The 24,943-nt window shown below is 69.7% G+C and carries 21 protein-coding genes; 13 read left to right on the top strand and 8 right to left on the bottom strand.

The window, feature by feature from the left end; genetic code table 11:
• Window positions 1-100: 100 nt before the first annotated feature.
• Complete coding sequence (locus IEV64_RS03695) at window positions 101-460, bottom strand: DUF2249 domain-containing protein (protein WP_188423174.1); 360 nt, start codon at window positions 458-460, stop codon at window positions 101-103.
• Between the two features lie 32 nt (window positions 461-492).
• Between IEV64_RS03695 and IEV64_RS03690 the strand changes: the two genes are divergently transcribed.
• The 3 genes from IEV64_RS03690 (at window position 493) to IEV64_RS03680 (ending at window position 2,946) form a co-directional block, all read left to right on the top strand.
• On the top strand, window positions 493-1,665 hold the full coding sequence (locus IEV64_RS03690) for a TIGR04053 family radical SAM/SPASM domain-containing protein (RefSeq protein ID WP_188423173.1): 1,173 nt from the start codon (window positions 493-495) through the stop codon (window positions 1,663-1,665).
• A gap of 84 nt (window positions 1,666-1,749) precedes the next feature.
• Window positions 1,750-2,316, top strand: a complete 567-nt coding sequence (locus IEV64_RS03685; protein ID WP_188423172.1) for a halocyanin domain-containing protein — start codon at window positions 1,750-1,752, stop codon at window positions 2,314-2,316.
• A gap of 96 nt (window positions 2,317-2,412) precedes the next feature.
• Window positions 2,413-2,946 carry a hypothetical protein gene (locus IEV64_RS03680; RefSeq protein WP_007275922.1) on the top strand — a complete coding sequence of 178 codons (534 nt, stop codon included), beginning with the start codon at window positions 2,413-2,415 and terminating at the stop codon, window positions 2,944-2,946.
• Window positions 2,947-3,076: 130 nt separating this feature from the next.
• Here IEV64_RS03680 and IEV64_RS03675 read toward each other — a convergent pair whose 3' ends face one another.
• On the bottom strand, window positions 3,077-5,359 hold the full coding sequence (locus tag IEV64_RS03675) for a nitric-oxide reductase large subunit (protein ID WP_188423171.1): 2,283 nt from the start codon (window positions 5,357-5,359) through the stop codon (window positions 3,077-3,079).
• Between the two features lie 118 nt (window positions 5,360-5,477).
• Here IEV64_RS03675 and IEV64_RS03670 point away from each other — a divergent pair, with 118 nt between their 5' ends.
• Together IEV64_RS03670 and IEV64_RS03665 are read left to right on the top strand one after the other, a co-directional pair.
• Window positions 5,478-5,807 carry a CGCGG family putative rSAM-modified RiPP protein gene (locus IEV64_RS03670; protein WP_188423170.1) on the top strand — a complete coding sequence of 110 codons (330 nt, stop codon included), beginning with the start codon at window positions 5,478-5,480 and terminating at the stop codon, window positions 5,805-5,807.
• Between the two features lie 85 nt (window positions 5,808-5,892).
• The gene (locus tag IEV64_RS03665; RefSeq protein WP_007275925.1) at window positions 5,893-6,090 is read left to right on the top strand and encodes a XapX domain-containing protein; all 198 of its coding nucleotides are present in this window, start codon (window positions 5,893-5,895) and stop codon (window positions 6,088-6,090) included.
• Between the two features lie 146 nt (window positions 6,091-6,236).
• Here the strand turns inward: IEV64_RS03665 and IEV64_RS03660 are convergent, their stop codons facing one another.
• Together IEV64_RS03660 and IEV64_RS03655 are read right to left on the bottom strand one after the other, a co-directional pair.
• A complete protein-coding gene (locus tag IEV64_RS03660) occupies window positions 6,237-6,857 on the bottom strand; it encodes a DUF8121 family protein (protein ID WP_007275926.1) in 621 nt (206 codons plus the stop codon).
• 152 nt (window positions 6,858-7,009) lie between these two features.
• Entirely contained in the window at window positions 7,010-8,116 is a 1,107-nt protein-coding gene (locus IEV64_RS03655) for a halocyanin domain-containing protein (RefSeq protein WP_188423169.1), read from the bottom strand.
• Window positions 8,117-8,272: 156 nt separating this feature from the next.
• Here IEV64_RS03655 and IEV64_RS03650 point away from each other — a divergent pair, with 156 nt between their 5' ends.
• The gene (locus tag IEV64_RS03650; protein ID WP_007275928.1) at window positions 8,273-8,911 is read left to right on the top strand and encodes a helix-turn-helix domain-containing protein; all 639 of its coding nucleotides are present in this window, start codon (window positions 8,273-8,275) and stop codon (window positions 8,909-8,911) included.
• Between the two features lie 22 nt (window positions 8,912-8,933).
• On the opposite strand, the gene IEV64_RS03645 is transcribed toward IEV64_RS03650, so the two are convergent.
• Entirely contained in the window at window positions 8,934-9,302 is a 369-nt protein-coding gene (locus IEV64_RS03645; RefSeq protein WP_188423168.1) for a winged helix-turn-helix domain-containing protein, read from the bottom strand.
• Window positions 9,303-9,561: 259 nt separating this feature from the next.
• On the opposite strand from IEV64_RS03645, the gene IEV64_RS03640 reads away from it, so the two are divergent.
• The 3 genes from IEV64_RS03640 to IEV64_RS03630 all read left to right on the top strand — a co-directional run bounded on the left by IEV64_RS03640 (window position 9,562) and on the right by IEV64_RS03630 (window position 13,418).
• Window positions 9,562-10,716: a multicopper oxidase domain-containing protein gene (locus IEV64_RS03640; protein ID WP_007275930.1), complete on the top strand. Its 1,155-nt coding sequence runs from the start codon at window positions 9,562-9,564 to the stop codon at window positions 10,714-10,716.
• Between the two features lie 143 nt (window positions 10,717-10,859).
• Window positions 10,860-12,308: a phosphomethylpyrimidine synthase ThiC gene (gene thiC / locus IEV64_RS03635; protein WP_188423167.1), complete on the top strand. Its 1,449-nt coding sequence runs from the start codon at window positions 10,860-10,862 to the stop codon at window positions 12,306-12,308.
• A gap of 75 nt (window positions 12,309-12,383) precedes the next feature.
• A complete protein-coding gene (locus IEV64_RS03630) occupies window positions 12,384-13,418 on the top strand; it encodes a sodium:calcium antiporter (protein ID WP_007275932.1) in 1,035 nt (344 codons plus the stop codon).
• Between the two features lie 52 nt (window positions 13,419-13,470).
• On the opposite strand, the gene IEV64_RS03625 is transcribed toward IEV64_RS03630, so the two are convergent.
• Window positions 13,471-14,397: a universal stress protein gene (locus IEV64_RS03625; protein ID WP_188423166.1), complete on the bottom strand. Its 927-nt coding sequence runs from the start codon at window positions 14,395-14,397 to the stop codon at window positions 13,471-13,473.
• 180 nt (window positions 14,398-14,577) lie between these two features.
• On the opposite strand from IEV64_RS03625, the gene IEV64_RS03620 reads away from it, so the two are divergent.
• The 4 genes from IEV64_RS03620 (at window position 14,578) to IEV64_RS03605 (ending at window position 24,124) form a co-directional block, all read left to right on the top strand.
• Window positions 14,578-15,372 carry a helix-turn-helix transcriptional regulator gene (locus tag IEV64_RS03620; protein WP_004967134.1) on the top strand — a complete coding sequence of 265 codons (795 nt, stop codon included), beginning with the start codon at window positions 14,578-14,580 and terminating at the stop codon, window positions 15,370-15,372.
• A gap of 202 nt (window positions 15,373-15,574) precedes the next feature.
• On the top strand, window positions 15,575-21,433 hold the full coding sequence (locus tag IEV64_RS03615; RefSeq protein ID WP_188423165.1) for an outer membrane protein assembly factor BamB family protein: 5,859 nt from the start codon (window positions 15,575-15,577) through the stop codon (window positions 21,431-21,433).
• 1 nt (window position 21,434) lies between these two features.
• The gene (locus IEV64_RS03610) at window positions 21,435-22,640 is read left to right on the top strand and encodes a dockerin-like protein (RefSeq protein WP_188423164.1); all 1,206 of its coding nucleotides are present in this window, start codon (window positions 21,435-21,437) and stop codon (window positions 22,638-22,640) included.
• A complete protein-coding gene (locus IEV64_RS03605; protein WP_188423163.1) occupies window positions 22,637-24,124 on the top strand; it encodes a PGF-pre-PGF domain-containing protein in 1,488 nt (495 codons plus the stop codon). Before IEV64_RS03610 ends, IEV64_RS03605 begins: the two co-directional genes overlap by 4 nt.
• A 44-nt stretch (window positions 24,125-24,168) precedes the next feature.
• Here the strand turns inward: IEV64_RS03605 and IEV64_RS03600 are convergent, their stop codons facing one another.
• A complete protein-coding gene (locus IEV64_RS03600) occupies window positions 24,169-24,669 on the bottom strand; it encodes a DUF8159 domain-containing protein (protein ID WP_188423162.1) in 501 nt (166 codons plus the stop codon).
• A 46-nt stretch (window positions 24,670-24,715) separates the two neighbouring features.
• Complete coding sequence (locus tag IEV64_RS03595) at window positions 24,716-24,913, bottom strand: hypothetical protein (protein WP_004967129.1); 198 nt, start codon at window positions 24,911-24,913, stop codon at window positions 24,716-24,718.
• Window positions 24,914-24,943 lie beyond the last annotated feature (30 nt).

Raw genomic sequence — 24,943 nt, 5'->3', positions numbered from 1 at the left:
TATGCCAAATTAGGCTCGGTTGATACGTCTCGGGGCGCAAGCGGCGTAGAGACCGGCGCTGGAGGGGTAATACCGGACGTGAGTCGGCGCAGTCGCCGACTCAGGGCACCCAGATTGCGGTGGCGACGCCGTCGTCTCGTTCGGCGGAGCAGTAGGCGAACCCCCGGTCGTCGAGCTTCGGGTAGAGGAACTTCGGCTCGCGGTCGTTGAGCTGGACGAACACGGTCTCGCCGTCGAGGTCGGCGAGGCGGTTCATCGTCTCCGTGAGCGGTTCCGGCGGCGGCAACTCCCGCACGTCGAGGAAGTCGACCGCTCGCTCGGTCGGTGCGTCGAGTCCGTCGAGGTACGCCTCGTGCTCCATACCAAAGCCGTGGGGGCGACAGCGCAGGAAGCTCACCCCGAACGTGTTCGTCTCGGTTCCCCCGGCCAGTCGGCCGAACACGTTCGGGGCGTCGCTCACCTCCCGCGCCCTCGAACCACCCGGCCAGAGCCATGTCTCGACCGCCACACGTCGACACCGATACGAACGCGGGAAGTGACGCGGACGCGCCGCCGACGGCGACCGCCCCGGCTGACCCGTCGAGCATCGACACCTCGCGGCGGCCGTTCGTCCTCATCTGGGAGGTGACGCAGGCGTGCGACCTCGCGTGTGACCACTGCCGGGCGGACGCGACGCCCGCGCGACACCCCGACGAACTGACCTCCGCGGAGGGAACGCGCCTGCTGGAACAGGCCCGCGAGTTCGGCCCCGGACAGCTCGTCGTCCTCTCCGGCGGCGACCCGCTGGCCCGCCCCGACCTCGTGGACCTCGTCGAGTACGGCACCGACCTCGGCCTCCGGATGACGCTCACCCCGAGCGGAACGTCGTCGCTGACGCCCGAAACGGTCGCCGACCTCGCCGACGCGGGCGTCAGGCGCATGGCGCTCAGTCTCGACGGCGCGACGGCGGCGTCGCACGACGCCTTTCGAGGCGAGGACGGGAGCTTCGAACAGACCGTCGCGGCCGCCCGCGCGGCCCGCGAGGCCGGCCTCCCGCTCCAGATAAACACGACCGTCTGCGCCGAGACGGTCGCCGAACTCCCCGCGCTCTGCGACCTCGTGGCCGACCTCGGGGCGGTGCTCTGGTCGGTGTTCTTCCTCGTTCCCGTCGGGCGCGGACGCGTCCTCGACCCGATATCTCCCGAGCGCGCCGAGCGCGTCATGGAGTGGCTGACCGAGGTGAGCGAGGACGCTCCCTTCGGCGTCAAGACGACCGAAGCGCCTCACTACCGGCGGGTCGCCATCCAGCGCCGGCGGGACGCGAGCGACGCCCCCCCGACCGACGGCATCGGCCGCCGGCTCGGCATCACCGCGGGCGACGGGTTCGCCTTCGTCAGCCACACCGGCGAGCTGTTCCCGTCGGGCTTTCTCCCCGCGTCCGCCGGCAACGTCCGCGACGGCGGGCTCGTCGAGCGATACCGCGAGAGCGACCTCTTTCGGTCGCTCCGGGACCGCGACGCCCTCGGCGGGAAGTGCGGCGCGTGCGAGTTCCGCCACGTCTGCGGCGGCAGTCGCTCGCGGGCGTACGCCCACACCGGCGACCCGCTGGCCAGCGACCCGCTCTGTGCGTACGTCCCCGCCGAATACGACGGCCCGATGCCGACGACCCGGTCGGCGGGCGACTGACCCTCGGAAAGTGGCGGCGCGCGGGAGCCACCCCGAACACGTTCGGGATAACCGCTTGCATCCGTCGCCGCCGAGGTGTAGCTGATGACGCGCGACACAACCTTCACGAGACGGCGCTTTACGGCACTGACTGCGACGGCGGCGCTGTCGACGGCGCTCGCCGGCTGTTCCGGCTCCGGCGACGACGCCGCGAACGCGGCCGAAGCGGACGGGGTCGGCGCGACGACCGCCGAATCGACCGCCGAATCGACGACCGAATCCGGCGGCACGACCGGCGGCGACGACGGTTCCGGCGACGGGAGCGCCCCGCAATTCGACGGCTGGTTCGACAACGTCGACAACTACGACGGCGTCTCGGACGAGACCGGGAGTTCGACGGTGACGGTGACGGTGGGTGCGCAAGCCAACGGCGGGGCGTTCGGCTTCGGCCCGGCCGCCGTTCGCGTCTCACCGGGCACCACGGTCGTCTGGGAATGGAACGGCGAAGGCGGCTCGCACAACGTCGCCGCCGACGACGGCTCCTTCGAATCGGAGTTAGCGGGCAGTAGCGGCCACACGTTCGAACACACCTTCGAGGAGGCCGGGACGTACAGATACGCCTGCACCCCGCACGAGACGCTCGGGATGAAGGGCGCAATCGTCGTCGAGTAGCGTCCGACCGCGTCGTTTTTCGGTCTGTTTCCGCCCGCAGTCGGTCGGTTCTTCACCGCCCGCGAGCTTCATCTCCCGGTGCGCCGAATCTCTCGTATGCCTCGGTCCTCGGTCCTCGCCGCCGCGCGCCGCCGCCCGTCGCTCACGTTCGCCCTCGCGGGCGGCGCGTTCGCGCTCTGGTACGTTCTCGCCGACCCGGTGACCGCGCTTCTGACCGGCGGCGACCCGGCCGTCCCCTCCGGACCGACGGCGGTGCTCGTCGTCGGGGGGTTTCTCGGCGGCGGTCTGCTCGCCAGCCTGCTCTGGCGGCGACTCGGCGGGCCGAACTCCCGCGTCCGCGGCGCGCTCGTCGGCGGCCTCGTGGGGTTGCTCGCGCTCCCGGTCCCGATGTACCTGCTCGAACTCGCGGTGGTCGTGATGGAGGGCAATCCATTCGAAACGCCGGTCGGGGTGGGGGCGGTGGCGGCGCTCGTGAGAGGTGTGGTCCTGTTTCTCGTCGTTCCGCTGTTCCTCGGGGCGCTGGGCGTGATTGCGACGCTCGGCGGGACGGTCGTCGTCGGGGCCGTGACGGGGTTGGTGCTCGCGTGGGAGAGTCGGGAGTCCACCGGCGGTGAAAAATCGGGAACGTGAATCAGCCGTCAGTGGCTCTGTTGAATTCCGCTTCTTCGACGGGTCTGGCGCGACAGTGACGCGTGCGCGTACAACAGAAGTCGGTCTCAACAAGCGAGCAGAAAAGAAGCGGTTCGACAGCGCTCGACCGTTAGTCGTCGCCCAAGATACCTTCGGCGACGGCCATGTCCTCGACGCTCGGGTCGTCGGCGGACTGCCGGAGGACGAACCGCTTTCTGACGAGGTCGGCCGCGTAGATGACCGTCCCGAGGATGATGAGCGTGTCGCCGGGGAGCCGCGCCCAGAACAGCGTCTGAATCAGCGGCTGGTCGTAGAAGGCGACGCTCCGCGCGGCGGCGTAGCTCCCGGTGAACGCCGTCTCCAACTGGAGGAAGCCGACCGGGAGGACGGAGACGAACACCATCAACACGAGGCCGACGTTCCAACACCAGAAGGCGGCGCGGAGCCACGAGCCGTCCCAGCGGTCGGCGTCGATGGAGAGCTGGAGCATGTAGGTGACCATGCCGAGCGCGAGGAAGCCGAACGCGCCGAACATCGCGGCGTGGGCGTGGCCGACCGTCAGGTAGGTCCCGTGTTCGTAGTAGTTGATGAGCGGGAGGTTGATGAAGAAGCCGAGCACGCCCGCGCCGACGAAGTTCCAGACGCCGCTGGCGACGATGAACATGAACGGCAGGCGGTACGGGAACGACTCGCCCGACATCGCGCGGTACTGCCCGAGCGCCTCGTAGAGGATGAACACGAGCGGGATGAGTTCGAGCGTCGAGAACACGCTCCCGATGGGGACCCACATGTCGGGCATGCCGACCCACCAGTAGTGGTGCGAGACGCCGATGATGCCCGTCCCCATGACGAGAAGCGCCTGAAGCATGACCGCCTTCTCGGCGCTCCGGCGACTGAGGAGGTTCATCGACACCAGCGTCAGGCCGACGATGGCGACGATGAAGAACTCGAAGGCCCCTTCGACCCACATGTGGACGACCCACCAGCGCCAGAACTCCGTGACGGCGATGTTCGTCTCGGGGGTAAACAGGAAGCCCGCGGTAAACAGGAGGGCGATAGAGCCGCCGGCGTACAGAATCATGTGCGCCAGCCCGTACGGCGGCTCCTTGTCGAGAAGCGGCTTCAGGCCGCGGACGGCCAGCCCCGCCCAGATGAGGAAGCCGGCGAGGATGCCGAACTGCCAGAGCTTCCCGACTTCGAGGTATTCGAGCCCTTCGTTGCCGAGAACCCACCACAGCGAGCCGTCGATGTAGCCGTTCGCGCCCAGCCAGATGCCCGACAGGCCGCCGACCACGACGACGACGATAGCGCCGAGGAGGACGTTGATGTACGTCGACTGCTTCGGCGGCTCGTAGCCGGTCAGAAGCGGGGGGAGGAACAGCCCCGCGCCGAGCCACGTCGCGGCGATCCAGAGGATGCCGAGGTCGATGTGCCACGTCTTGGCGATGGCGAACGGGAGCAGTTGCAGGATGGGCACGCCGAATACCGACTCGACGCCGAAGAAGCCGGCGCGCTCGATGTAGAAGTGCGCGAGCAGGCCGCCCAACAGCACCTGCGCCAAGAACAACCCGGCGGCGACCGGGATGAACCGGAGCGCCGCCCGCTGGCTCGGGAAGACGCTCACGTCACCGGGTTCGGGCACCGCGATGTCCTCGGCCGACGGCTCGGGGAGTTCGACCGACTTGTACAGCCAGATGCCGAGGCCCGCGCCCGCGACGAGGAGCACCATGGCGACGACGCTCCACGTCATCGAGGCGGCGGTGGCGTCGTTCCCCGCGCCGGGCTGGTACGGCCAGTCGTTCGTGTACGAGTGGGTGCCGCCGGGGCGGTCGGTGTGGGAGAACCACGCCGTCCACATGGCGAAGTCCGCGAACGCCCGCGCCTCCTCCTCGGAGTCGATCATGTTCGCGGGGACGCCGCGCTCGTGGTCGCCCTCGTGATAGCGCTCGACGTACTCCTGGCGGACCTGCTCGTGGGCGTACACCTCGGCCGCGGTGTACCGAATCGCGCCGCCCTCGTAGCTGTCGTCGAGGTCGGATTTCACCACGTCGGCGACGGCGGCTTGCTCGGCGGAGTCGAGTTGGTCGTAGGTCTCACCGTACCGCTCTTGGGCGTAGTAGTTCCGCATGAATCGGACTTTCGAGTCCAGCGCGTCTGCGGTGTAGTCCGCCCCGTAGTACGCGCCGTTGCCCAGTATCGACCCGTGGTTCATCAGGCCGTCTCGCTGGAACACCGTCTTTCCCTCTCGAATCGCGTCGCCGCTGACGACGACGTCGCCGTCGGGTCCGACCACCTCGTCGGGGATGGGCGGGGCCTCCTGATAGGCGAACCACGCGCCCGCACCCATCACGGCGAGGTTGAAGACGAACACGACGACGATTGCCTTCGCGATGGTCTTGCGTTGAATCTCCATACACGTCGTGGTTCACACGCCTGCTATAGGCTCCACACGCCGCTTCCCGGCCTCGCACAGCCCGGACGAACATGTTCGGATAGTCGCTCTTTGAGCCGGAAGCCGTCTCTCGAATCGTATGACGACCGACTCGCGCCCCGCCGACCGCGACCGCGACCGCGAAACGCCCGACTCGGCGACCGACCGCGTCCACGACACCTCGTGGTCCGCGAACCTCGAACTCCCGCGGCACGCCGCCGACCGGAACCTCGTGATTTCGGAGGCCGTCGCCGCGGTCGAACACACCACCGCCGGCCACCACGTCAACCTCGTCACCCACGGCGACCACGGCCACCCGGAGACGTACCTGTACGACGCGCTCGCAGAGCGGCTCGGCGAAGACGCGGCGTACGAGTACGTCGAGCGATGCGGCTGTGGCGGCCACGTGACGCGGGTGTACGTGGAGTAGTCTCGGTTTCGAACCGCGGCTGGACGGCCCCCGCGCTCGCGTCGATAGCTGTACTTATTTACCGGGGAACGCGGATGACTCACCTATGGCCTCGCAACTCGTTTTGGCCCTGCTGGCAGGCGTCTTCGCCGGAGCCCTGTTCGGCCTCATAGAAACGCCGATTCCGGCCCCACCCAACCTCGCCGGGATTCTGGGTATCGTCGGCATCTACCTCGGCTACAAGGGAGTCCAGCGGTGGGGGTTCCACGTCGATATCTCGGGGGTGCTCGCGTCGCTGTTCTGAACACGCCACGCGAGAAAACGGAGTCGTCCGGCCCCGGAAACTCCACACACCCCCGCAGACGACTTACGCGTTCTCTTCTTTCGGACACGTCTCGCCCGCCGAGGACGGTTGCGGCGTTTGGGCGCTCGCGGCGAGACGGTTCCCAGTTATCCCGACGAATCGGGCGTGTCCGCGGTTCCGTCGTCGGCTTCGGCGAAGAACTCGAACGCTAGGTCACCATCGAGGACGTGCGTGTGCTCGAACGTCCCCGTCTCGACGAGTTCCACGGTACTGTCGACGACGAGTCTGCGGGCCGAGTCCGGCCATTCGGTGACCGTGAGGCCCATGAACGCGGTTTCGTCGGCGAGTTCGCCGAACCGATGGACTTCGACGACCGCGGCCGCCCCGTCTTGGAACAGCGACACGGACGGGTGGGGGCTGTGACCGGCCTCGAATGGCCCCCGTAGCGAGAGTTTCGGCGGGGACCCGTCGCCGTCGGGGGCCGCGAACCGCTGTGTGAGCGACCGAAGTTCGGTGTCGCGAGAGTGTGAAATCGAGACGGCGAGCGGCCTCGGGAGGGGTCCGGACGTGGGGTCGACGCCCACGGTGGCGAGGTCTCCGTCGTCTCCGTCTCCGTCGAACTGGAGGTACATTCCCCTGTCTCGGGGGTTGTCGTCGCGCTCGACCGCCGGGTCGGTGTGTTCGGTTCGCGGACTGAGCGAGCTACACCCCGCGGTCAGGGTGGAGGCGGCGGTCAGGGCGGACGCGAGGAACGCGCGGCGGCGCATAGCTGTCAACACGTTGGTAGCGATAACAATGTTCTGGACCGACGACAGCGCCGGGAATATTCGACACCATCGCGACGGGTTGTCGCCGTCGTCTCGTCACGACCGCGTCGCAGTCGCCCAGTCTTTGAAAGCGTTGCCCGACCGTGGGTGACCTACTCCGAGTTCTCCTTCGGATACGTCTCGCCCGCCGACTCGCCGCCCTCGCCTGTGAGCCACATGAACGCGCCGAACAGCGCGGGCGACGCCAGCATCGCGCCGAACGTCCCGGCCAGCGCGATGCCGCCGAGGCGCTCCGTCTCGGGGTCGCCGAACGGCTCGGCGACCTGCGCGTTCGACCCGCCCTCGTCGTCGGTGACGACGACCGCGCCCTTCATCCCGAGCGTCTTGTGCGGCGTGCAGGCGTAGGTGTACGTCCCGGCCTCCTCGAACGTGTGTTCGAACGTGTGGTCGCCGGCGCTGACGAGGTCGGACTCGAAGCTCCCGTCCTCGGCGACGACGTTGTGCGACCCGCCCTCGCCGGTCCACGTCCACGCGACGGTCGTCCCCTTCGAGACGCGAATCGCCGCGGGGCCGAACCCGAACGCCCCGCCGTTGGCCTGCGCCCCGACGTCGACCGTCACGCGCTGGAGACCGGTCTGCGCCTCGACGCCGTCGAAGTTAGAGGTGTTCTCGAACCACGCGTCGAGGTCGGCGTCCCCCTCGCCGGCGCTGTCTGTGGCCGCCTCCGACTCGTTTTCGGCGTCCGAGTCGGTCGAGTCGGCCGCCTCGGTCGCGGTCGCGCCGTCGGCGTCGCCGACGACGATTGCGCCTTTCATCCCGAGCGTCTCGTGCGGCGTACAGACGTACTTGTAGACGCCCGCCGCGTCGAACGTCCGCTCGAAGGTGTGGCCCGCGTCGCCGACGAGGTCGGACTCGAAGCTCCCGTCTTCGGCCGCGACGTTGTGCGACCCGCCCTTCCCGGACCACTCCCAGACGACCGTCGTCCCGGGGTCGACGCGCACGCCGGCCGGGCCGAACCCGAACGCGCCGCCGTTGGCCTCCGCACCGACTGTCACCGTCACCGTCGAACTCCCCGTCTTGTCCACCACGCCGTCGTAGTTCGAGGTCTGTGCGAACCACGAATCGAGGTCGGTCCCCGACTGCGCCCGCGCGGCGTCGGCGGCGCTTCCCAGCGCGGTCGCGGAGACGGCCGCGCCGCCGAGGAGTCGAAGTACGGTTCGCCGGCCGAGCGTCGGAGATGTGGTGTCGTTCGGGTTCATGATTGAAGGTGGCGAGGCGGCGGTCCCGCCCCGCTCGACACTCGACGGTCGGTGGTCCGGTGAAAAACCCGCCTCGGTGGTTCCCGAAACGCGGCCGGAGGGCGAACATGTTCGGAACTATCTTTGTGCGGCGGGGACGACTTCGTTTCACTACCGATGCCTCGGGCAACACTCTCCATCACGCTCCCCGAGCAGGTCTGGGTTTCCGACCTCTCGGGGCGGTATCCGGACGCCGAGTTCACCGTCCTCGCGGCGATGCCGGCCGACGAGACGGGCGTCGGCCTCGTCGAGATACGAGCGGCCGACATCGAGCCGGTCGTCACCACCATCGACGAGTACGACTCGGTCGTCTCGGTGACGATTCTCGAAGCGCAACCGGAGCGCGCGCTCGTGCAGTTCGAGACGACCGAGCCGCTTTTGATTCTCACGCTCAGCGAGGTGGGCATCCCGCTGGAACTGCCAATCACCATCGTCGACGGCGAGGTGACAGTCGAGGTGACCGCGCCGCGCGAGAACCTCTCGGAGCTGGGCGACCAGCTCGCGCAGTTCGGCATCCCGTTCGACCTCGTCTCCATCCACCAGTCGATAGACACGGAGTCGCTTCTCACCGACGACCAGTACGCCCTCCTCGAAACGGCCGTCGCCGAGGGCTACTACGACACGCCGCGGACGTGCACGCTCACCGAACTCGCCGAGGCCGTGGGGCTGGCGAAGTCGACGACGAGCGAGAAGCTCCACCGCGCCGAGGGCAAAGTGATGAAGGCGTTTCTCGCGCGGGACGACGCGGCGGTCTAGTTCTCGGTCGTCAGTTTAGTCTTCAGTCGTCGGTCTGCTCGCCGACGGCCGACCACAGCGTCGACAGTTGGTCCGAGGCCGACCGCGACGGCGACGACACCGAAATCGAGAGGTCGCCCGGTTCGCGCGTCACGACCACCTCCTCGAAGCCGACTGCGTAGCGGGCGGCGTCGCGGCCGCGGTCGCGTTTTTCGAGGAGTCCCGCCTCGACCATCTGTTCGAGTTTCCGGTACACCGTCGACCGCGGGAGGTCGCACGCGGCGGCGATGTCCGAGGCGGTCATCGGGCCGTCGAGTTCCTTGAGAACGGCCCGGCACTGCGGACTGGTGAGGGCGTCGAACACCGTCTCGAAGTCCGGTTCGAGCGCGTCTGAGAGTGGGTTGGTCGACATCTGCGTGAGAGTGGATTGGTCGGCGGCGACCCGCGCGCCGTCGGTTCGGCTCCCGATACACCGCCGGGGCGTATGAAAGTCGCGGGGCACCAGCGTCGGGTCCGGTCGAACCGATGGCCGTCGATTCGGACTGGTACGCCCCGACTGACCGTTTTTCGGCCCGGTACGTATCGACCCCGCCGAACATGTTCGCAGGGCTCCTGTGCGACGGGAACCGGCGAGACGGTATTCCACTCCCCCGGGCCAACGACCGACTGTAATGCGAAACTACGTCGGTGCACCCGGTTCGACGGTGTCGCGTCGCGAATTCCTCGCCGCAACGGGAAGCGTCGGAGCGCTCGGCCTCGCGGGGTGTACAGCGCCCACGAACGGTGACTCAGCCGCCGTCGGCGCGGACGAGACGACGGTCGCCCAGACGAGCGAGTCGAGCCTGCCGTACACCAGCCCGCCGGAGGTCGTACAGGTCGACGAGCAGGGCGGGAAAGTCACCCTCAAGAGCGCGCCGGCGCGCCACGCGGCCCACCCCCTCGAAACGATGGGCGGCCCGGTCGAACTCCCGCAGGTGTGGGCGTTCAGCGCCGACGACGGCGCGCCGAGCGTCCCCGGGCCGATTCTCCGGACGACCGAGGGCAACGACATGGAGGTCACGCTGGACAACACCGACGGGATGCGCCCCCACACGGTCCACTTCCACGGCGTGCGCAAGGCCTGGAAGGACGACGGCGTGCCGACGACGACGGGTATCCGCGTCGACCCCGGCGAGAAGCACACCTACACCATCCCGGCGAACGTCCCCGGGACGCATCTCTACCACTGTCACTACCAGACCCACCGGCACATCGAGATGGGGATGTACGGCATCCTCCGCGTCGACCCGAAGGGGTACGAACCGGCCGACAGGGAGTACTTCATGACCGTCCGCGACTGGGACTCGCGGCTCCCCCGACAGATGGCCGGCGAGAACGTGACGTACGACCCCCGGAACCGGAAGCCGGACGTGTTCACCGTCAACGGCAAGAGCGCGCCGCGGACGCTCCACCCCGAGGACGGCTCGCCCATCATCGTCGAACGGGGCGACACCGTCCGCATTCACTACGTCAACGCGGGCTACATGAGCCATCCGATGCACATCCACAACCACCGCTTCCAACTCGTCGAAAAGGACGGCGGCGTCGTCCCGGAGGCCGCCCGCCACGACATGGACGTGACGAACATCGCGCCCGCGGAGCGCCACACGGTCGAGTTCACGGCCGACGCCCAGCCCGGAATCTACCTCATGCACTGCCACAAGGTCAACCACGTCATGAACGGGAACTTCTACCCCGGCGGCATGCTGAGCGGCGTCGTCTACAAGGAGGTGATGGACTCCGATATCTTCGCGAGCCTCATGGAGTACGCCGGCTACGAGGGCTGAGCGACGCGTCGTCGCGCCTTCGGGCTGTAAGCCGATAGCCCGCGTGCTCTGTCTCTCGGTCCTCGGTCTCTCTGTCTCTCTGTCCCTCGTTTCCGACCCGCCCGTCACAACTGTTATTAGTTAGTTGTATCACTAAGTAATCAATGGCGTCGACACAACTCCAACACGCCCGAGCGGGACGCGTCACCCCGGCGATGGAACGCGTCGCCGAGCGCGAGAACCGCGACCCCGAGTTCGTCAGGAAACAGGTCGCCGAGGGGCAGGCGGTCGTCCCCGCGAACCGGAATCACGACTCGCTCGACCCGATGGTTATCGGCCGCGAGTTCGCCACCAAGGTCAACGCGAACATCGGCAACAGCGAGACGACGAGCGACCTCACAGGAGAGTTGGAAAAGCTCCACACCGCGGTCCACTACGGTGCGGACACGGTGATGGACCTCTCGACGGGGTCGAATCTCGACGAGATTCGCGAGGCGAACGTCGCGTACTCGCCGGTCCCCATCGGCACCGTCCCCATCTACGAGGCGGTCAAGCGCGTCGACAGCCCCGCGGACATCTCCCGCGACCTGCTCCTCGAAATCATCGAGAAACAGGCCGAACAGGGCGTCGACTACATGACGATTCACGCGGGCGTGCTGATGGAACACCTCCCGCTTACCGACGGCCGGAAGACGGGCATCGTCTCCCGCGGCGGCTCCATTCTCGCCCAGTGGATGGAAGAACACGGCGAGCAGAACCCGCTTTTCGTCGCGTTCGAGGACATCTGCGACGTCTTCGCCGAGCACGACGTGACGTTCTCGCTGGGCGACGGTCTCCGACCCGGCTGTCTGGCCGACGCCGGCGACGACGCGCAGTTCGCCGAACTCGACACGCTGGGCGAACTCACGCGGACCGCGTGGGACTACGGCGTGCAGGTGATGGTCGAAGGTCCCGGTCACGTCCCGATGGACCAAATCGCCGAGAACGTCGAGCGCCAGCAGGAAGTCTGCGACGGCGCGCCGTTCTACGTCCTCGGGCCGCTCGTGACCGACGTGGCACCGGGCTACGACCACATCACGAGCGCCATCGGCGCGACCGAGGCGGGCCGCGCCGGCGCGGCGATGCTGTGTTACGTCACGCCGAAAGAACACCTCGGTCTCCCCGACCGCGAGGACGTGCGCGAGGGGCTCGCCGCCTACCGAATCGCCGCCCACGCGGCCGACGTGGCGACCGACCTCCCCGGCGCGCGCGACTGGGACGACGCGCTCTCGGAGGCCCGCTACGAGTTCGACTGGGCGCGGCAGTTCGACCTCGCGCTCGACCCCGAGCGGGCGCGGTCGTTCCACGACCAGACGCTCCCCGGTGACAACTACAAGGAGGCGCGCTTCTGTTCGATGTGCGGCGTGGAGTTCTGTTCGATGCGCATCGACCAAGACGCGCGCGAGGCCGACGGCGAGATGGAGGGCCTCGCGTCCGCGACCGACCTCGACGCGTCGCCGGCGGCCGACGCGAACCTCCCCCCGGTCGGCGCGCACGACACCGACCGCGTCCCCGACGAAATCGAAATCGGCGGCGTCACGTTCACCCCCGAGTCCGCCCACGGCGACGACTGACGGCGGTTCGAGACCACGGACTGCTTTTCACCCGTGTCGGTGGCTTCTTTTCCCGCGTCGCTGAACGGGCTTCCAATGGTCCTCGGCAGTCTCCTCCCGTCGTCGCCGCTCGCGAACGTCGCCGTGATTCTCCTGATGACCGCCCTCATCTGGCTCGGAAGCGGCTGGCTCGAAGCGTCCGCCGACCACCTCGCGTCGTACTACGGCCTCCCGGCGGTCGTGCAGGGCTCTATCGTCGTCGCCCTCGGGTCGAGTTTCCCCGAGTTCGCCAGCGTCGCCGTCGCCGCGGCCGGGGGCGTCTTCGACATGGGCGTCGGCGCAATCGTCGGCTCGGCCATCTTCAACATCCTCGTGATTCCGGCGCTGTCGGGGCTCGTCACCGACGGCCCCCTCGAGACCAGTCGGCTCGTCGTCTACAAGGAGGCGCAGTTCTACATGGTCGCCGTCGCCACGCTCGTCGTCACCTTCTCGCTGGCGGTCATCTACTTCCCCGTCCCCGACGGCCCGGCGCTGACGGGACAGCTCACCCGCCCGGTGGCGCTCATTCCCCTGCTTCTCTACGGGCTCTACCTGTTCATCCAGTGGCAGGACGTCTCGGAGTACGAAAGCGAGGAGGCGGGCGTCGCCGACGGCATCGGCCGCGAGTGGGCGCGGCTCCTCGGCGGCCTCCTCGTCATCCTCGTCGGCGTCCACCAACTGGTCGGGAGCGTCGAGTCGCTCAGCGCGACGTTCGGCGTCCCGACGTTCCTCGCGGGGGTCACCGTCGTCGCCGCCGCGACGAGCCTCCCCGACACGCTCGTCAGCGTCCGCTCGGCCGCCGACGGCAACAGCGCGACGAGCCTCGGCAACGTCCTCGGGTCGAACACGTTCGACCTGCTGGTCGCCATCCCCGTCGGCGTGCTCATCGTCGGGAGCGTCCCGGTGGACTTCGCCGTCGCCGTCCCCATGCTGGGCGTGCTGACGCTGGCGACCGTCCTGCTTTTCGGCCTGCTCCGGACGGACCTGTCGCTCACCCGGCTGGAGTGCTACGCCCTCGGCGCGGCGTATCTCGTCTTCGTCGGATGGGTCGTCGCCGAGACCGCGGGCGTCACGGGACTGCTTCGGAACTGACGGGGAAGCGGCCGGCGTCCGCCGACTCGGCCAGACGCCCGGCGACCCCGCCCTACTCGTCTCGCGGCTCTCTGACCGTCACCACCGGCACCGGCGAGGTCCGGACCAGTTTCTCGGCGACGCTCCCGAGCATGTAGCGGTCGAAGCCGGTGTGGCCGTGGGTCCCCATCACCACGATGTCAACGTCGTGTTCGTCGATGTACGCGAGGATGCCGTCGTGAATCGACACGTCGCGGCCGACCGACTTCCTGACCGTCTCGACGCCCGCGGCGGCCGCCGAGTCGGCCGCTTTTTCGACCGCGTCGCTCGCGCGCTCTTCGAGTTCGTCGATGAGAAGCGGGCCGCGGATGTCCGCGCCGAAGGCGGCGACGTTGACGACCGACACCGCGTGGAGCGCCGCGTCGGTCGCCGCGGCCAACTCGCTTCCGAACGCGACCGCCGCGGTCGCACAGGCGCTCCCGTCGGTGGGCGTCAACACGTCGGCGTAGGGGTACGCGAGGCCGGTCGCCGCGTCCGGCCGGACCGTGAGCACGGGCACGTCCGACCGGCGGACGACGCGCTCCGTGGTGCTCCCGAGGAGCAGTCGGCTCAGCCCCGTCCGCCCGTGGGTCGGCATGACCACGAGGTCGGCGTCCCGCTCGGCCGCGTACTCGGTGATGACTCGGTACGGCTCGCCGCGCTCGACGCTCGTCACGACCGACACGCCGGACTGCGACGCGCGGGCTTCGGCGTCGGTCACGAACCGCTCGCCGTCGGTTCGGCGGCGCTCGGTGGGGTCGGAACCGTCCGAATCGCTGGGGTCGGAAGCCTCGGTGTCGCCGTCCCCGTCGCGAAGATTCGGCCGGCGCTCGGGTTCCGCCGGGGCGACGTGCAGTAGGTGGAGGGTCGCGTCGTGGGCGGCGGCGATATCGACGACGTGGTCGAGGACGGCGTCCGCGCCGTCGCTCCCGTCGGTCGGAAAGAGGAGTCGGTCGAACATGGTTCGATATCCTCAGCGAACGCACATAACCGCTGAGGTGGATTCGCTCGAAGTGAGAACGCGAGTTCGCAGTCCGCGGCCGACGCGACGAAGCCGATTCCGCGCCGCAGAGGGTCCTGTGCGTGTGATTTCGCACCGCCAGAGGGGAACTACTATTACAGCGGTGTCATATCGTTCACCATGGACGGGGTCGTGGACGAACTTCGGTGTCTCGTCACCTCACCGAACCGGTTAGCGGCGCTCCGGGCGCTCGACGAGGGACCGGCGACCGCGGGCGAGTTGCAGGCGACGCTCGACACGTCGCGGTCGACGGTCTGGCGGGTGATGAAGTCGCTCTCCGAGCGCGGTTGGGTCGCGAAGTCGGGCGAGGAATACGAGATTACGCCGCTCGGGGTCGTCGTGGTCGAACAGCTCCAGTCGGCCATCTCGACGGTCGAGGCGGCGACGGCGTTCGCCGAGAGCGACCTCCTGCGGTGGCTCCCGCGGGACGACTTCGGGTTCAATCTCGGCGCGCTCGCGTCCGCGACCGTCGTGGCTCCGACGCCGAGCGACCCGCAGGCCCCGTTGCGGCTCGCGGTGTCGCACGTCGAGTCGGCCGACAGAATCCGCATCCTGACCCACGCCGCCTCGCCGGACGTGCTCGCGACGATTCACCGCCGCCGGAACGACGACATCGACGTCGAGGTCGTCATGACCGACGGGGCCTACGAGGCGATGGCGCGAAGCGAGAAGACGGCGGGGCAGTTGGCTGACCTCTTCGACGCCCCCAGCGTCTCTCTGTACCGCTACGAGCGCGTGCCGTACGTCCTCTCGATTCTCGACGCCGACCGCGTCGGCATGGGCGTCGTCGACGACCACGGCCGCCCGCGAGCGGTGCTGGACGCCGAAGCCGACGCCGTGGTCGACTGGGCCCGTTCGACGTACACGCGGTATCGCGCCGAAGCGACGCCGGCCGACCGCGACGCGTTTCTCTGAGGCGGCGCGGGCCGCCGCCGCGACCGACCACTCGACAGCGACGCCGTTCGCCGGCCGGCATCCCGCGAGTCGAAACGCCGTTTCACGCCCTGAAACACCGCTGTGACGTCAGTAACACAGAATTATAGCCCCGCCGTGATGACACACGGTATCAGTCCGGATTTCGTGAGTATCGCGGGTTTCGGAGGGAACACGGTGGGGCATGACAACACGCTATCGACATCAGGTAGGGGCAGTATCGCTCACGATTATCGTCCTCGTCTCGCTTTCGAGTCCGTTCGTCGCGGTCTCGGGGGCGGCGGCCGGGGGGTCGCTCGCGGGGTCGGTCGACCGCGCGACGGGCGCGCCCGCCGCGAGCGACGTCGTCCTCGCGGCGACCGAGGGGAGTGAACCGACCAACGACGAGCTATCGGCACAGGGGGCGTACAACCTCACGGGGCTCCAGTCGAACGCCACGTACGACGTGAGTTACGTCGCCGCTAACGGGTCGCAACCCGGCTCGCCCGGCGCGTTTCCCCGGGACGGCTCGCCCGACGTGTTCGCGCTCCAGCGAGCCTCGCCCGGCGCGACCGCCGACCTCGGGAACGCGGCGCTCCCGGACGCGCACGTGGTGAACCTCTCTGTCGTCAACGAGACCGGCGCGCCCGTCTCGGGGGCGGCCGTGGCCTTCCAGCACACGAACGCGAACGGCGCGACGGTGAACACCTCGCAGTTCGGCGAGTGGTTCCTCACCGAGTCCGACGGCGACGTCCACCTCTCGAACGAGACGGCCGGCATCGAACTCGTGGGTGACGTGACCGTCGCCGTCGCCCCGCCGAGACGACTCAGCTACGACGGCGGAGTCGAAGGCGAGCCCGTCTCGTCGTCGAGCGGCTACGTCCAGCGCGTCTACACGAGACAGCTCGACGTGACGGGCGACGAGACGGTGACAGTGACGCTCGAATCGGCCGAACAGCCGGGCGCGACGATGACGGCGAACGAGACGGCCCCGGCGCTCGGCGAGCCTGTCAACGTCTCGCTGTCGAACATCACGGGCGAGACGCCCTCGTTCTACACGTGGACGGTCGACGGCTCCTACGCGGGGTACACGACGCATCCGGACGCGAGCCTCGTCCTCACCGGCTTCTCCGACCCCGGCTCTCATACCGTCTCCGTCACGGCGCGGAGCGGGAGCGAGCAGTTCCTCTTCGAGGAGTCGCTCACGCTCGATGCGACGACGGCCGGAGACGGCACGCTCACGGCCGCACCGACGCCCGCCCGCGCGAATCTCGATACGGTTCGGTTCTCCCTCGCGAACGTCTCCGGCGTCGGCGACGGCGACTTCTACACGTGGACGTTCGGCGACGGCGACCGCGCGACCACCCGACACCCGAACGCGACGGCGAACCACACCTACGACGCCGCCGGCGCGTACAACGCGACCGTTCGGGTCCGCGACAACCGCACGGAGGCGCTTCTGGTCGAAGAGACGCTCCGACTGAACGTGACGGCCGCCGGGTCGGGGACGCTCGTCGCCGCGCCCGACGCGCTCACCGAGGGCGAATCGGTCGCGTTCGCGGTTCGGAACGTCTCGCTCGCGGCCGGTCAGTCGGTCGGCGAGTACCGCTGGGACTTCGACGGCGACGGGACCGCCGACGCGACGACCGCGGCCAACGAGACCGCCCACGCCTACGCCGACCCCGGCACGTACGACGCCGCCGTGACCGCCGCGAACGCGAACGGAACGCCGCTGTTCACGACCTCGGCGACGGTTGACGTCGCCGCCGAGGAGTTCGCCGCGCCGACCGACGGCTGGCCGCAGTTCGGCTACGACGACGCCAACACCGGCGCGAACGTCGCCGGCGTCGGCCCGGCCGGACCGGTCGAGGTCCGCTGGAACGAGACCACGTCCACGCTCTACTCGCGGTCGCCGACGTTCGCGGACGGGCGGGTGTTCGTCGCCAACGGCTACGGTATCGTCGCCCGCGACGCCGCGAACGGGTCGACGCTGTGGTCCGCGAGCGCCTACCCCGACGAGGTGACCGCCCCGCCGACCGTCGAGGGCGACTCGGTGTTCGTGAGCAGTTACAACGACGCGGCGAACAACGAGCGCGACACGCTCACCGTGTTCGACGCGACCGACGGCACCGAACGCTGGTCGGTGTCGGTTCCGGCCGACAGCGACGGCCTGTTCACCGACGGCGAGCGGCTCTCCGCGCCGACGGTCACGAGCGACGCGGTCTACGTCGTCTCGGAGGCCGAGGACTCGCTCTACGCCATCGACCGGGGCACGCGCTCGCTCCGCTGGCGGAAGAACCTGACCGAACTCGCAACGACCGGGAACGCGCAGGCCGTCCCCGCGGTGGCGAACGGCACCGTCTACGTGACGCAGGGCTGGGACGGCGCGCGCTACACCGGCTTCGGCTCGCACCTCTACGCCTTCGACGCCGACACGGGCACCGAGCGGTGGAACCGGAGCCTCTCGAACCACCGCGGTGCGGCACCCACCGTCTCGGACGGCGTTCTCTACGTCTCGACGTACGGTTCGCTCGTCGCCTTCGACGCGGCGAACGGCTCGACGCTGTGGTCCGCGGCCGCCGGCGAGACCGAGAGCCGCTCGTCGCCCGCGGTCGCCGACGGCGTCGTCGTCGACACCCGCGGCGGCTACGACGACGACGAGAAAGGCGTCGTCGCGCTCGCCGCGAACGGCTCGCGCGCGTGGAGTTACGACACCGAAAGCGCCGTCCTCGGCGCGCCGGCCGTCCTCGGCGACACGGTCTACGTCGCCGAGTTCGACGGCACCGTCCACGCGCTCGACCTGCAGACGGGCGCGCCGGTGTGGAACGACTCGCTCGACGCCCCCGGCTTCGACACCACCGTCGCGAGCGCGGTCGGCGGCGGCGACGGCTGGCTCTACGTCCAGACCGGGTCGTCGTCCGACATCAACCGCTCGCTCGTCGCCCTCGGCGACGTGGAACCCCTCGCGTCCGTCTCTGGGTCGCTCTCGGCGACGCCCGCGAACCCGCGGCGCGCCGTCGAGAACGTCACCTTCGAGACGACCGCTTCGGGCGATACCGCCAGCATTGACGCCTACCGCTGGTCGTTCGGCGACGGCGCGACCGCCGAGACGACGGCGCGGAACGCCTCGCACGCGTACGACCGGACCGGGACCTACACGGCACGCGTCACCGGCCTCGACGGCTACGACCGCCGGCTCTACACCGCGACGACGACCGTGACCGTCCGCGACATCGGCTCTGCGGACCTCCGCGTCACCCCGACGCCCGCCGACGTGAACGTGACGAACGTCTCGTTCGCCGTCACCAATCGCTCGTTCCCGGCGTCCGTGACCGACGTTCGCTACGACTGGGCGTTCGGCGACGGCGAGACCGACTTCACGGCCGCGAACCGGACGACCCACACCTACGCGACGCTCGGCGACGCGCCCGTCTCGGTCGAGGTGCTCGACGGGACGACCGAGCAGACGCTTGTGACGCTGTCGACGACCGTTCCGGTGGTCGACCGCGTGCCGCCGACGGTCTCGGCGAGCGCGCCGTCGCCGGTCAGGACCGGCGCGAACGTCACCGTCACCGCGACCGCGACCGACAACCACCGCGTCGCCAACTTCACCTTCGAGACCGACGAGGGGCAGTCGGTGACGACGGCGGCGAACCGGACGAACCTCTCGCTGGCGACGGCGGGGGCACACGACATCACCGTCACCGCGACCGACGCGTCCGGCAACAGCAACGCGACGACGATCGCCGTGAACGCCTCGGCCGCGCCCGACCTCGAACCGCGAATCGAGGTCGAACCCGCGTACACCCTCGGCAACGACCGCGTGACCGCGAACGTCACCGTCGCCAACGACGGCACCGCCGAGGCGACCGACGTCGACGTGCGACTGGTCGCGCGGTCCCGCGTCGGCTACTACAGCGACGCCTCGACGACCTACACCCGCTCCGTCGGCACGCTCGCGGCCGGCGCGAACGAGACGGTGACGGTCGACCTCACCGACCGGCTCCGCGGCAACCTGAGTTCGGCGTACCCGGACGTGGAACTCGTCGCAATCTCCGACCCCGACGACGCGGTCGCCGAGGGCGACGAGACGGACAACCGGACCGCGGCGACGACCGAGGTCACCTACGCCGACCTCCGACTCTCGGTGAACGCTCCGTGGCGGGTCATCCCGACCGAGGCGGCCGAGACGCGCGTCTACGTCAGGAACAACGGGAACGCCCCGAACGACCCCAGAACGGTCGAACTCGACTTCGGCGACGGCTCGCCGAACGAGACGCTTTCCGTGCCGGCGCTCGACCCCCGCGAGTCGGTCGTTCTCACGCGGAACCACACGTTCGCGGCCGGCCGGCACGCGGTCGTCGCCTCCGTGGACGACCCCGACGCGCCCCGCGGCAACAGCGACGGGGACGCGACGACCAGCCAGCCGTACGAACTCAGCGGACGGCTGTCCGCGGCCGACCCGGTGCAGGCCGGACAGAACGTCACCGTCTACGGCCGCGGGTACAGCAACTACGAGAGCAACGTGACCGCGAACCTGTCGCTCCCGGCCGGCCTCGAATTCGCCGCCGGCGAGACCGCGACCAAGCACGACACCGACGACCGGTCGTACTTCGAGTGGACCGTGGTCGCCGCCGCGAACCGCGATGCGACCTACGACCTCGAACTGAACCTGAGCGCCCGCGGGGAGACCGAGACGGCGACCGAACGGCTCACCGTCGAGCGCCCGAAGACCCGCGTGGTCGACACGACGGCGGTGAACTTCACCGGCACGGGCGGCGACTCGACGACGCTCGCCCTCCGCAACGAGACGACCTACGAGCACGACCTGACTATCACCACGCACCTCGGGACCGACGGGCGGACGCTCGCCGGCCTCGACTACCTCGTGCGGTACCCCCACGCCTGCGTCGAGCAGACGACCTCGCCGATGCTCGGGGCGCTGTACACCGGCCAGTACTACCGGCGCAACCCCGCGCCCGGCGGGTACGACAGCGACCGCATCAACGACAGCGTCGGCGCGGGCGTCGCCCGTCTGACGACCGGACAGGACGCCCAGCACGCGAACGGCTCGTGGAGCATGTACGGGAACGACCCCGACGGCGACGTGTTCTACACGGCCTACGCGCTGTTCGGCACGAGCGCGGTCGGAAACGACCCCGTGCAGAGCGCCCGCGCCCCGGTCCGCGCCGACCTCGACGGGATAGACGCCAACGCGACCGTCTCGTGGCTCGCGGCCGAACAGGCCGCCGACGGCCGCATCCGCAACGACAAGTTCTACTTCGACGATGACGCCGCCATGACCGGGTTCACCCTCGTCGCCCTCGACCAGGCTGGCCCGTACAACGCGACCGCCGCATCGACCGTAGACCAGCTCAGGGATGACGCCGCGAGCTACCTCGTCGCCGCCCAGCGCGCCGACGGCGCGTGGGGCGACGGCACCGACCCGAACACGATGTCCACCGCGCTCGCCGTCTGGGGCCTCGAAGCCTCGGGCGTCGAGACGCCGGCCGTGCAGACGGCCATCGACGACGGCCGGACGTGGTTGCTCGACGCCCAAGCCGACAGCGGGGCGTGGACCGAGCGCCGCTCCGCCTCGTGGAGCGACGTCGGCACCACCTCCGAGACGACCGCCTACGCGCTCATGGCGCTCAACGCGACCGGACTGGAGAACACGAACGCCTCCGTGCAGGACGGCCAGACCTACCTCGTCACCGTCTACGACGACCGCGGGTCGTGGGGCTACACCCGCGCGACCGCGCTCGCCATCAACACGCTGTTGACGCTCGGGCAGGGCGGCGCGAACCCGACCCACGACGTGACCGTCGCCTTCGGCACGGAGTCGAACCCGGCGCTCGTGACGAAGACGATAGACGTCGATTCGACCGACGCGCTCGACTCGGTCGAACTCACCGAGAGCGAACTCCAGACGCTCCGGGACAACGCCGACGGGCCGATAACCGTGCAGGTCGACACGACCGGGACGGGCGTGCTCGTCGTCGGAATCGAAAACGACCAACTCGTCGCGCGCGACGAGTACGCCGCGAACGAGGGGGGTGCCTGAGATGTCTGTCGCACGCGCCGTGACGGGACTCCTGCTCGCCGCGGTCGTCGTCGCCGGCGTCGCCGCGCCCACCGCGGCCGCGCCCGGCTACGGCGTCTCTATCGACGTCCCCGCGGACTTCCACGTCGGCGACAACCGACTCGAAGTGACCATCGACAACACGGAAAGCGGGACGGACCTGTTCAGCCCCATCGTCGAGGTGCCCCTCGAAACCGGGCTGTCGGCCCCGTCGGACCCGAACCCGGTGGTGAAATCGACCGACGGCACGCGGACGTGGGCCGTCCAGAACAGCACGATTACGAGCGGGGACTCGCTTTTCGTCTACGGACGGAACGTCCCGGCGGGCGAGTCGCGGACCTACGTGTTCACCGTCACCGTCGAATCGGCGGGCGAGCGCACCATTCAGGCGGACGTTCGCCCCCTGTACAACGAGTCGAACAACGTCCGCGCGCAGACGACCGCGACCGCCGCCGCCACCGGCGCGCTGTCGGTGGATGTCCTCGACGAGGCGGGCGACCCCGCGTCGGGCGCGACCGTCACCGTCGACGGCACCGACCGCGCGGGAGCCACCGTCCGCGACGACGTGACCGCGGGCGACCACACCGTCTCGGTCACCGTCGACGGCGAGTCCTACCCGGCGCTGAACGTCTCGGTCGCCGCCGGTGGCGAGACCAACGTGACCTACCGCCACGGCTCACTCGACGACCCGACGGTCGTCGCCGCCACCGACGCGCAGTCGGTCGTCGCGGACGGGAGCGTCGACAGCCTCGTCACCGAGGCCGGCAACGCCACCGCCCGCGCGCGGTTCGAAGTCGCGTTCCTCGCGGACGTGCCCGACGGCCGAGCGGTCGTCGGCGTCGCCGACCCCGCGGACTTCCCGTCCGGCTACCACGACGTGACGGCCACCGTGGACGGCCAGCAGGTCGCGCCCGAGCGCGACGGAAGCAGGACGACCGTGGCGCTCGACTCGCCCGGCCTGCTCGACGTCGCCGTCGAGTTCGTCGGCTTTCGGGTCGGCGACGCGACCCGCGACGGGACCGTCGACGACGGCGACGCCGCGGACATCGCGGCCGCGGTCGCCGCGGTCGACGACGGCGACCCCTACGGCGACGTGGACGGCGACGGCGAGGTGACGGCCGTCGACGCGATGCTCGTCGCCCAGTACGACGCCGGCAATCGCACCGCCGACTACGGAGGTGCGCGATGAGCCATCTCGAACTCGCGCGGCGCTTCGTCGTCGCCGCGGTCGTCTGTTCGGTCGTCCTCGCGGGCGTCGCGCCCGCCGCCGTCTCCACGGCCGGCGCGGCGTCTTCGGCGACCGTCTCGGTCGCGGGCGTTAGTTCGGTCGGCGTGGACGAGACGGCGACGGCGACCCTGCGGGCCGCGGACGTCCCCGCGAGCGCGGGCGTCGGCGCGTTCGCGGTCAACGTCACCTACGACCCCTCGGTCGTCTCGGTGCGCGTCGCCGAAAGCGACTTCGCGGTCGAGACGGCCGCGCCCGAGTCGGGCGTCCTCAGAATCGTCGGCTACACCGACGCACGAACCGGACGGACCGGCGACGTCGCGCTCGCGGCGCTCGACGTGACCGGCGAGTCGGCGGGCGACGCGACGCTCGGCGTCGAGGTCGACACCCTCGCCGACGCGGACGGGTCGGCGATTACGCGGACGACGGCCGACGCGTCCGTCGAGGTGTCCGGCGGTTCCGGCTCCGGCGACGACCGGGACGACTCGGACGACGACACCGACGACGACGGCGGCTCGTCGGGCGGCTCCGGCTCCGGCGGCGCGCGAACGTCGGTTCGCACGTCCGTCAGTGGCGGCGGCCTCGCGGTCGACATCCGAAACGCGAAGCCCGGTACGCCGGTCGACGTCGACTTCTCGGACGTCGAGACCGGCGGCGTCCGAGTCGACGGCCTCTCGCTCACGCTCGGCGCGAAGTCGGACGCGAGACTCACGGTCCGGGCGCTCGACAGCGTCCCCGACGGGACGCCGGCGCTCGACGGAGAGCCGCTTTCCTACCTCGACGTGGCCCACGACGTGGACGACAGCGCCGTCGACGGCGTGGACTTCACCCTCTCCGTCTCGGCGGCGACGCTGTCGGACCGCGGTCTCGACCCGGCCGACCTCCGCCTCTACCGCTACAGCGACGGCGAGTGGCGGGCGCTCTCGACGAGCGTCGTCGCCGAGACCGACGGCGAGGTTCGGCTCACCGCCGCCTCGCCCGGACTCTCGGTGTTCGCGCTCGCCCCCGCGCCAGCCGAGGCGGCCTTCGCGGTCACGACCGGGTCGCTCCCGTCGTCGGCGGTCGTCGGCGACTCGGTCACCGTGACCGCGACGGTCGAAAACACCGGCCAGACCCGCGGCGAGACGACGGTCGACCTGACCGTCGACGGCGCGGTCCGCGACTCGCGGACGCTCGACCTCGCCCCCGGCGAGACGCGGACCGTCGAGTTCGCCGTCGCCGCCGACGCCGTCGGGCGCTACGACGTCGCGGTCGCCGGCGTCTCGGCGGGGTCGCTCCAAGTCGACGCCGAGGAGACGCCGACGCCGACCGCGACGACCGCGTCGACCGCGTCGACCGAGTCGGAACCGGCGACGACTGACACCCGAACCCCCGGTTTCGGCGCGGTGTCCGCGGCGCTCGCGGCGGCGCTCGCGGCGCTCGTCGCACTCGCTCGTCGGCGGCCGTAGCGCCGCTAGAAACCCCTTTGCGTCTCGTCGCCTGTTCTTCCGCGTTACTCCCGCTCGACAGTCCGCAGTACCCGGAGCGAGAGCTCGTCCGCGCTGATGTCGCCGCGGTCGTAGGCCTCGAACCACGTCGCTTCGGCGCGCCAGCGGGCGACGACCGCGTCCGCGTCGTCGTCGGCCGCGACGATGGTCGCTTCGAGGCGCGACGCCGCCCATCCGGCGGCGACCTCCCTGAAGAACCCGCCGGCGACGGTCCCGATTTCGCCGCTGAGGCGGTCGGTGCTCCGCGCGTCGCTCTCGTAGGTGAGCGAGACGACCGACGCCCGCTCGTCGGCGGTCAGTTCCGTGAGGGCCACCGACTCCGATTCGAGGAACCGTCCGAACGAAGCGAGGTGGGACTCGTAGGGGTTCGGGGTCGGCGTCGGCGTCGGCGTCGCTGTCCGGGTCTCCGTGTGCGTCGTCGGGGCGTCGGTCGGCGTCGGCGACGACGCGCTACAGCCGGCGAAAAGCGAGGCGAGCGTCCCGAGGACGAAGCGACGTGATGGCACGCGTGAACGTTCGGGAGTCGGGAGTATAGCTCCTTCTCCGCCGCCCTCAGCGTCGGAGCGCCCAGACCGCCAGTCCGATGGCTTCCCGGAGCGTCACGCCCGCCGCGAACACGTACACCGTCTGCAACGGGAGTTCGAGGAAATCGATGGCCGCAACCGCGAGCGACATCACGATGGCCATCCCGACCCACCCGAGTGCGAACCGGCGCTCCGACGCCGACGTGTGTGTACCCAACTCGACCATACCCTCTGACTCGGCCGAGTCTATTTAATT

This window comes from Haloferax sulfurifontis (genome assembly GCF_014635105.1).
Lineage (GTDB): Archaea > Halobacteriota > Halobacteria > Halobacteriales > Haloferacaceae > Haloferax > Haloferax denitrificans.
The sequence above is the reverse complement of the archived record's forward strand: the minus strand, read 5'-3'. Positions and strand labels throughout refer to the sequence as shown.

Bases quoted from the DNA above. Each gene is read 5' to 3' on its own strand.
- IEV64_RS03690 (WP_188423173.1), top strand. From the start codon at position 493: ATGTCTCGACCGCCACACGTCGACACCGATACGAACGCGGGAAGTGAC.
- IEV64_RS03685 (WP_188423172.1), top strand. From the start codon at position 1,750: ATGACGCGCGACACAACCTTCACGAGACGGCGCTTTACGGCACTGACT.
- IEV64_RS03680 (WP_007275922.1), top strand. From the start codon at position 2,413: ATGCCTCGGTCCTCGGTCCTCGCCGCCGCGCGCCGCCGCCCGTCGCTC.
- IEV64_RS03675 (WP_188423171.1), bottom strand. From the start codon at position 5,359: ATGGAGATTCAACGCAAGACCATCGCGAAGGCAATCGTCGTCGTGTTC.
- IEV64_RS03670 (WP_188423170.1), top strand. From the start codon at position 5,478: ATGACGACCGACTCGCGCCCCGCCGACCGCGACCGCGACCGCGAAACG.
- IEV64_RS03665 (WP_007275925.1), top strand. From the start codon at position 5,893: ATGGCCTCGCAACTCGTTTTGGCCCTGCTGGCAGGCGTCTTCGCCGGA.
- IEV64_RS03660 (WP_007275926.1), bottom strand. From the start codon at position 6,857: ATGCGCCGCCGCGCGTTCCTCGCGTCCGCCCTGACCGCCGCCTCCACC.
- IEV64_RS03655 (WP_188423169.1), bottom strand. From the start codon at position 8,116: ATGAACCCGAACGACACCACATCTCCGACGCTCGGCCGGCGAACCGTA.
- IEV64_RS03650 (WP_007275928.1), top strand. From the start codon at position 8,273: ATGCCTCGGGCAACACTCTCCATCACGCTCCCCGAGCAGGTCTGGGTT.
- IEV64_RS03645 (WP_188423168.1), bottom strand. From the start codon at position 9,302: ATGTCGACCAACCCACTCTCAGACGCGCTCGAACCGGACTTCGAGACG.
- IEV64_RS03640 (WP_007275930.1), top strand. From the start codon at position 9,562: ATGCGAAACTACGTCGGTGCACCCGGTTCGACGGTGTCGCGTCGCGAA.
- thiC (WP_188423167.1), top strand. From the start codon at position 10,860: ATGGCGTCGACACAACTCCAACACGCCCGAGCGGGACGCGTCACCCCG.
- IEV64_RS03630 (WP_007275932.1), top strand. From the start codon at position 12,384: ATGGTCCTCGGCAGTCTCCTCCCGTCGTCGCCGCTCGCGAACGTCGCC.
- IEV64_RS03625 (WP_188423166.1), bottom strand. From the start codon at position 14,397: ATGTTCGACCGACTCCTCTTTCCGACCGACGGGAGCGACGGCGCGGAC.
- IEV64_RS03620 (WP_004967134.1), top strand. From the start codon at position 14,578: ATGGACGGGGTCGTGGACGAACTTCGGTGTCTCGTCACCTCACCGAAC.
- IEV64_RS03615 (WP_188423165.1), top strand. From the start codon at position 15,575: ATGACAACACGCTATCGACATCAGGTAGGGGCAGTATCGCTCACGATT.
- IEV64_RS03610 (WP_188423164.1), top strand. From the start codon at position 21,435: ATGTCTGTCGCACGCGCCGTGACGGGACTCCTGCTCGCCGCGGTCGTC.
- IEV64_RS03605 (WP_188423163.1), top strand. From the start codon at position 22,637: ATGAGCCATCTCGAACTCGCGCGGCGCTTCGTCGTCGCCGCGGTCGTC.
- IEV64_RS03595 (WP_004967129.1), bottom strand. From the start codon at position 24,913: ATGGTCGAGTTGGGTACACACACGTCGGCGTCGGAGCGCCGGTTCGCA.